Annotated in this window: 9 protein-coding genes; 6 read left to right on the top strand and 3 right to left on the bottom strand. The window is 39.1% G+C overall.

The window, feature by feature from the left end:
• The coding region (locus ACZFYI_RS12275) for a BamA/TamA family outer membrane protein (RefSeq protein WP_462524424.1) at nucleotides 1–1,082 on the bottom strand (1,082 nt) is incomplete at its 3' end.
• Nucleotides 1,083–1,133: 51 nt separating this feature from the next.
• Here ACZFYI_RS12275 and ACZFYI_RS12270 point away from each other — a divergent pair.
• The 3 genes from ACZFYI_RS12270 (at nucleotide 1,134) to ACZFYI_RS12260 (ending at nucleotide 3,881) form a co-directional block, all read left to right on the top strand.
• Nucleotides 1,134–1,880, top strand: coding sequence for a TrmH family RNA methyltransferase (locus tag ACZFYI_RS12270; RefSeq protein ID WP_462524423.1), 747 nt, complete (start codon nucleotides 1,134–1,136; stop codon nucleotides 1,878–1,880).
• A 21-nt stretch (nucleotides 1,881–1,901) separates the two neighbouring features.
• Nucleotides 1,902–2,903, top strand: a complete 1,002-nt coding sequence (locus tag ACZFYI_RS12265) for a bile acid:sodium symporter family protein (protein ID WP_462524422.1) — start codon at nucleotides 1,902–1,904, stop codon at nucleotides 2,901–2,903.
• Nucleotides 2,904–3,095: 192 nt separating this feature from the next.
• Complete coding sequence (locus tag ACZFYI_RS12260; RefSeq protein WP_462524421.1) at nucleotides 3,096–3,881, top strand: PhzF family phenazine biosynthesis protein; 786 nt, start codon at nucleotides 3,096–3,098, stop codon at nucleotides 3,879–3,881.
• 7 nt (nucleotides 3,882–3,888) lie between these two features.
• Here ACZFYI_RS12260 and ACZFYI_RS12255 read toward each other — a convergent pair whose 3' ends face one another.
• Nucleotides 3,889–4,965 carry a 3-oxoacyl-ACP synthase III family protein gene (locus ACZFYI_RS12255; RefSeq protein WP_462524420.1) on the bottom strand — a complete coding sequence of 359 codons (1,077 nt, stop codon included), beginning with the start codon at nucleotides 4,963–4,965 and terminating at the stop codon, nucleotides 3,889–3,891.
• Between the two features lie 114 nt (nucleotides 4,966–5,079).
• Nucleotides 5,080–5,715, bottom strand: coding sequence for a peroxiredoxin (locus ACZFYI_RS12250; protein WP_462524419.1), 636 nt, complete (start codon nucleotides 5,713–5,715; stop codon nucleotides 5,080–5,082).
• A gap of 179 nt (nucleotides 5,716–5,894) precedes the next feature.
• Between ACZFYI_RS12250 and ACZFYI_RS12245 the strand changes: the two genes are divergently transcribed.
• The 3 genes from ACZFYI_RS12245 to ACZFYI_RS12235 all read left to right on the top strand — a co-directional run.
• Nucleotides 5,895–6,488: a TIGR04282 family arsenosugar biosynthesis glycosyltransferase gene (locus ACZFYI_RS12245; protein WP_462524418.1), complete on the top strand. Its 594-nt coding sequence runs from the start codon at nucleotides 5,895–5,897 to the stop codon at nucleotides 6,486–6,488.
• A 57-nt stretch (nucleotides 6,489–6,545) separates the two neighbouring features.
• On the top strand, nucleotides 6,546–7,139 hold the full coding sequence (locus ACZFYI_RS12240; RefSeq protein WP_462524417.1) for a DUF6134 family protein: 594 nt from the start codon (nucleotides 6,546–6,548) through the stop codon (nucleotides 7,137–7,139).
• Nucleotides 7,140–7,146: 7 nt separating this feature from the next.
• Nucleotides 7,147–7,652: glycosyltransferase (locus ACZFYI_RS12235; protein ID WP_462524416.1), on the top strand; the 506-nt coding region annotated here is incomplete at its 3' end.

The following is a 7,652-nucleotide window of genomic DNA, read 5'->3' as shown; positions in this document are numbered from 1 at the left end:
ACATTCCCCAAGGTGTCAAATGCAATATTCACAAACCTGAACAAATCAAGGTTTGCAAGTTGCCTTTGGGTTTCTATGACATTTGTTCTGTTGTACAGATTCCCTTTTTCAAGAAAAATCCTGGAGGAAATTATTTTTTCTGAGTACCTGTCCTCATATAATTCAAAAACAATGTCACGATATGAATTCCTAAAATCATAATCAACAAAGGCATCTGATGGAGGATCAATGAAAAAGTAAATGGAATCAAGGGTATACACTTTATGACCTTCAGTCAAAGAAGGTTCTCTGATCTTTTCCTCAATCTTGACTTTATGTTCTACAGTGTCTTGATAGACATTATATTCAAGGTATGACTTCGAAAAAGTATAGTATCCATTGTCTTTAAACAAATCTTCCACTCTTTGTCTTTCACGGCTAATAGGGTTTTGGTTGTAATTTTGGCCGACTTTGATCTGATTTTCATTTCTATTTTGCTCTAAAAGGGCTAATATACCCTCATTCTCAGTGCTGATAAAAAAGGAATCCACCACATATGGTTCATGCTCAGTAATAAGATAGGTTATCCTTGCTTTTTTGTTTTTAAAATAAACCTCAAAATCTGTCTCTGCGTCAAAAAAACCATTATTGACCAAATAATAATTCATTTGCCTGTTTGTTTCTTCAGTCAAAGCACTGTCAAAAATAACTCTTGGGTTTCCCGTTCTCATAAAAAAATTGCCGTACTCCAGTTTCTTATCCAATGAGGTTATGTTGTCATTGATTTTATTTATGCGCTTGACTTGTTTTTTGCTGAGCTGTTTTTCTTCACTGATTTTCCGCAATTCGTCTCTTTCTGCAAGTTGCTCGGCTTTTTTATTCAGGTGTCTTGTACTGTCATAGATCCATTCCCCAAACCTGTAGATGGATATACCCACAGAGGTATTCAACAATGGGATTCTTGTATTGGGATCTTGCTGAATGAGGTCAGAAATGTCGGATTTGTCACTTTTTTTCACTCCTTTGACATTCGCATTATATACCAAATATTCACCCTCCTTGAGTCCTTTGGTCAAAGAACAGGAAGAAATAAAAAAAAACAAAAAAAGAAAGTTTATATATTTGGCCATATTCACAATTAGGCAATTGTCCGAATGTTAAGCAAAAATACGCTTAAGTTTATTAAATCCTTGCAACAGAAAAAATTCCGAAAACAAGAACAGTTATTTTTTGTGGAAGGAGCTAAAAACGTAACGGAATTGCTTCTGTCAGATTATGAGGTAAGCCAAGTATTGTTTACCCCGCAATTTGGAAACGAAAATGAAGGGCTTCTCAAGTCTTTAGAAGCAAAGGCATATGAAGTCAGCCAATCCACTCTCGAATCCGTTGGATCGTTCCAAACCAATAGTGCAGCCCTTGCTGTAGCCAAAATCAAACCAAACAGTCCGATCGAATTGGAATCAGAAGAATGGGCAATCGCCTTGGATGATGTCAAAGATCCTGGAAATTTGGGAACGATTATTCGGATTGCGGATTGGTATGGCATCCAAAAACTGTTCTTAAGCGAAGAATCCGCAGAATTTTATAACCCCAAAGTTCTTCATGCAAGTATGGGGAGTTTTACCAGGACCAAGGTTTTTTATACAGATTTGAAAAGCCACTTTGAAAAATTAAGTCTTCCCATCTATGGCGCCTATTTGGAGGGAGAATCCATTTATGAAACCAAATTTGGAAAAGGAGGGATTATCCTGATGGGAAATGAATCAAATGGGATTTCCGAAGAACTTGAGCCGATGGTAAGCCACAAAATTACCATCCCAAGGTTTGGTCAAGCCGAATCATTGAATGTGGCAGTGGCTACCGCTATCTTCTGTGACAATATCAAAAGGAGTTCAAAATAATATCAAACCCTAACAATCCAAATGGCCAAACTAAGGGAAACCCTAAACCGCGTAGGACTGAATACCTTCTTTTTCCTGCTTGTGGGAATGATCTTTCTTGCCAAAGCCTTCCCCGAATGGGGTTCTGACACCAGTCCTTTGCCATTAAAAACCATCACAGGAATTGGCATTTCAGTCATTTTCTTTTTTTACGGCGTCAAGCTAAGTCCCGAAAAACTCAAACAAGGATTATCCAATTGGAAACTTCATTTGGTGGTTCAGTCCACCACATTCCTGATATTCCCTTTGGTAGTCTTGTTGCTTTATGCCATTTGGGGAGATGAAGCCAATTTATTCTGGATTGGGACTTTTTACCTAGCAGCTTTGCCTTCTACGGTTTCTTCTTCTGTGGTGATGGTTTCAATCGCGGGAGGAAACCTACCTGCTGCAATATTTAATGCAAGTATTTCAAGTATGGTGGGGATCTTTATTACCCCTCTTTGGATGGACCTGATGCTTCCGGACACAGCGGTGGATTTTGACCTGACCGACACCATCATCAAATTGAGTTTTCAGGTGTTGGTTCCCGTGGTTTTAGGCCTACTCGTCCACAAGTATTTGGTTCAGTTTGTCAATAAGCACCAAAAAGCCTTGAAGAATTTTGACCAAGGGATCATTCTTCTTATCATTTTCACAGCTTTTGCGGAATCATTTTCAGAAAATATGTTCGATGGGCATTCAGCGGGAGAATTGATTTTGTTGGGGATTTTGATGCTTTTCTTTTTTCTTTTGATGATGGGTCTGATGTACCTTTTGTCTAGGGCGCTAAAGTTTTCGAGGGAGGATATGATCACAGTGATTTTTTGTGGCAGCAAAAAATCATTGGTTCAGGGTGCGGTCATGGGAAGGGTGATGTTCCCGGACCCTGTTGTCTTTGGAGTCATGCTATTGCCTTTGATGATCTATCATGCACTTCAATTGATGGTTGGTTCGGCTATTGCACAAAAGTTTGGAGAAGTCAGTAGCAGTAGGCAGTCTCAGTAGGCAGTGATCAGTTTGCAGTCACAGTTTTGAGTGATAGTGTTTAGTTTATCTTGGAATTTTCAGTCACAGTCACCAGTTTGCAGCTGCGATTCAGTTAACTTGATAACCCGAAAACCTGACAACTCAAAACAGATAACCATTACACCAAAACTACCTTTATATCAATTACAACCACTACAACCATTTTAACCTATGGAACTTAAAATCTACCAAGTTGATGCATTTTCAGAGAAAGTTTTTGGGGGGAATCCTGCTGCGGTCGTTCCCTTGAATGAATGGTTGGAAGATGAGATCCTTCAAAAAATCGCTTTAGAAAATAACCTTTCCGAGACTGCTTTTTATGTTAAAGAGGAGAACAGGTTTGTGTTGAGATGGTTTACCCCGGGAACAGAAGTAGACCTATGTGGCCACGCTACCTTAGCTACCGCACATGTGCTTTTTGAACATGAAGGATTTGATGGAGAGGAAATTTCCTTCTTTTCACCAAGGTCAGGGATTTTAAAGGTTAGGAAAGATGGAGACCATTTAGTGATGGATTTTCCGATTGATATTATCAAAGAAATTACTTTGACGGAGCAATTGACAAATCCTTTTTCACCAAAACCCATTCAGGCTTTTAAGGGGAAGACGGATTATGTTTTGGTTTTCGAAAATGAAAATCAGATCAGAACCTTGAAATTTGATCTTGGCCAAATCGCAGAATTGCCTGTCAGGGGAGTAATCGTCACTGCAAAAGGAGACAAGGAAGATTTTGTTTCCAGGTTTTTTGGGCCGCAGGTGGGAGTACCCGAAGATCCGGTGACAGGTTCTGCCCATACAAGCTTGACTCCGATATGGGCTGAGAAATTAGGAAAAAATGAATTGACTGCCATTCAGGTTTCACCAAGGGAAGGTAAATTGGGCTGTAAATTGGTCGGAGACAGGGTAATCCTAACCGGAAATGCAATAACGTATCTGATCGGAAGGATTTTTATCTGACCCTCATTTAAGGTTGGACGTAAACAAATGCATTGACATTCATCCCTGCACCTACAGAAGCAAATACCAAGACATCACCGGAATTGAAATGATGAGCCGGCAGTTCGTTTCTGACAATCTTGTCGTATAGGATCGGAACTGTAGCCACCGAATTGTTTCCCATTTTGGAAATGATCATCGGCATGATTTCTTCAGGCATTGCTTCTTTCTCAAAAAGTTTGAAAGTCCTTTCAAGTATTGCATGATCCATTTTGGCATTGGCCTGATGAATCAGGACTTTGTTTACATCTTCTATTCCAAAACCTGCTTTTTCAATGACTTGTTTTACCAAGACTGGAACGGTATTCAGTGCATATTCATAAAGCTTTCGGCCATTCATCTTCATAAAAAGTGTATCATCTTCATAATTGGGATTGTATGATACCTCCATCCTCAGGTAGTGGGCTTGTGTCAGCGTATCTGTTCTGGTCTTGTGGGCAATAATACCCACAGATTTTTCACTATCTATTCCTTCAACCACCACCGCACCTGCACCGTCAGAATAGATCATGGTGTCAATATCATGCGGGTCGACGATTCTTGAAAGGTTCTCTGCACCGATGACCAGTGCACGTTTGGCATCCCCTGATTTGATAAAATAATCTGCCTGGATTACTCCCTGAACCCATCCAGGACAGCCAAAAGGAAGGTCATAGGCGACGCAATCCGGATTTTCGATTTTGAGCAAATGCTTTACCCTTGAGGCAATCGTCGGGACCAAGTCACTCTTTTTATTGCCATGTCTGATTTCACCAAAATTGTGGGCAACGATGATATAATCCAAAGTTTCAGGATCAATTCCTGCTGATTCGATGGCCCTTTGCGATGCAATAAATGCCATGTCAGAAGTATTCAATCCGGGCTCCAAATACCTTCTTTCTTCTATTTCAGTGATTTCCTGAAACTTCTGTATTATGGCTGAATTCTCTTTTGGGATTTTTTGCCCTGAGGCATCGAGAAATTCATTTTTTAAAAAATCTTCGTTCTTAACAATGATTTCCGGCAGGTAAGAACCTGAACCTTTGATTACGGTATAGGTTGGCATGTTGGTGATTTTTGGCGCTTGAATTGGGAATTCAAGTAAGCAATAAATTATTAAAATCAATCAATAATCAGAAAAAGAAAAGCCTTGGATTTGCCAAGGCTTTTTGAATCAGTTTCAAATATTCGGTTGTGGAGTGGTCCTCAGGTAAGATTTTATCCTTGTATGGCCTTTTGGGAATTTGGCAGGAATGTCTTCATCTTTGATCGCAGGAGCAATGACTACATCCTCTCCGTTTTTCCAGTTGGCTGGAGTAGCAACCGAATAATTGGCAGTCAGTTGCAAAGAATCAATTACCCTGAGCAATTCATCAAAGTTTCTGCCTGTGCTTGCAGGGTAAGTGATGATGAGTTTGATTTTTTTATCAGGGCCTATCACAAATACAGACCTGACCGTTGCTTTTTCGCTTGCATTTGGATGGATCATATCGTACAATTCTGCTACTTTTCTGTCCTCATCCGCAATAAGCGGGAAATTGACTGTGGTGTGTTGGGTTTCATTGATGTCCTTGATCCAAGCGGCATGGTCGACAAGACCATCCACACTCAGCGCCATAACTTTGACATTTCTTTTTTCAAACTCAGATTTTAACTTGGCTACTGCTCCAAGTTCTGTGGTACACACAGGCGTGTAATCTGCCGGATGTGAAAACAATACGCCCCATCCGTCTCCCAAATATTTGTGAAAATCAATTTTTCCTTCAGTCGTCTCTGCGACAAAATTTGGTGCTAAATCTCCTAATCTTAGTGACATGGTTTATTTTTATTTAAAATCTATAGAAATTATAGGTTATTAACCTGAATTTACCTTCAATAGTTCAAAATTTGAAAAAAATCAGTTTTTAGAAGATTTTAACCTCATTGATAAATTATCAGTCTTAAAAATTGGAGGATATTCCTTTAATCTTGATAGTTTGCCACAAAATGAAAAGTATGAATAATGAAAATGCGTTGATCGTCTTTCAAAAAAACGCAATATTGGGTAAAGTGAAATCCCGGCTTGCCGCAACCATCGGGGAGGAAAAGGCTTTGGAAATATATAAGTCATTGCTTTTGCACACGTATAGTGAAACAAGGAAGCTTAATGGAATAGATACTTGGATCTTCTTTTCAGATTTTATTGAACCTGAATCAGGATACAAGGCTGAATACAAAGAAACTCAAATAGGTGAGGACTTGGGAGAGAGGATGTCAAACGCTTTCCAAAAACTTTTTCAGAAAGGGTATAAAAAAGTAGTAATCATAGGAACAGATTGCCCGGAAATTCAGAGCAGTGATATTGATGCCGCATTCCAGTCTTTGGAAAAAAAAGAAGTCTGTATCGGCCCCGCATTGGATGGTGGCTATTATTTACTCGGAATGCGCAGATTCAAAGAATCCCTTTTTGAAAATATCCCTTGGAGTTCCCCAGAAGTGGCCAAGATTACTTTGGAAATACTAAACTTTGACCAAGTGAGCTATGAATTATTAAAAACGCTTCGTGACATAGACACTGAAGAGGATCTGATTGCATTTTTCCCTAAATAAACCATTTCTAGATGTCATTTTTATTTTGGAATTTGGCAGGATAAGAAGCAATTAAATATGAACAGCCTATTCAGAATATCTCTTTTTCTTCTTTTTCTGCCATTGAGTCTTTTTGCCCAAGACATTCAGGAATATGAAATTTCCATAGCAGGAATATCCATCGGTGAGATGACAGCTTCCAGAAAAATATCAGGGGAAGATTCCCAAATTGATTTAAAAAGCAAGGTTGGGTTTTGGTTTTTTGGCAAAATAGAACTTGATTATCATACTGTTGCTGTTTTTAAAGGCAGCCATTTTATCAAAAGTGAAGTCAATTCCAATACCAACAAAGGAAATTTCCGCTCAACCATCACTTGGGTCAATGACCATTATAAAGTGAATTCCCGCAATTACAAATACGAATTGGATACTGAAGTCAGAAAAAAACTGTTTTTCAGTTCTGCTTCTTTTTATTTTGAGGAACCCAAAAATGTCAAAGAATTTTTTGCAGAAAGTTATGGTTTGGTATCACCAATTACCAAGCATAAGGACTATTATGAAGTCAATGTCAACGGCAACAAAAACAGGTATTACTATATCAATGGAAAGCTTGACAAAGCGGTGATGGAGTTTCCGATCAAAAACTTTGTCGTAAAAAGGAAAACCCAATAATCCTTAAATGAAAATAAGTATCATCATTCCGGTTTTGAATGAGGAACAAAACCTCAAAGAGCTTTTGCCATTGTTCCAAAATGAAAAGATAGCTGGAATTTTAGAAGTAATCGTTGTCGATGGGGGGAGTACTGACGGAACCAAACAGGAGGTGGAAAACGCTGGTTTCAGATTTTTGGAAAGCCCGATCACAAGCAGGGCAACTCAGATGAATATGGGTGCAAAAGCTTCGGAAGGGGATGTTTTGTATTTTGTCCATGCCGATGTGCGCATTTTGCCGACTTTTATGCAGGACATTGGATCAAGTTTGGATGAAGGTTTTCAGGCGGGCTGTTTTGCTTATGATTTTGATTCACCGTTGAAAATGCTCAAGATCAATGCATGGTTTACCCAATTCAACGGATTACTTTCCGGAGGGAGAGATCAAACCCTTTTTACCACCAAGGATGCTTTTTGGGTATTGGGGGGATTTGATGAGACATACTGCCTGATGGAGGATTTTGAATTTGTGAA

This window comes from Aquiflexum sp., from assembly GCF_977115555.1.
This window is presented reverse-complemented; position numbering and strand designations above follow the sequence as displayed.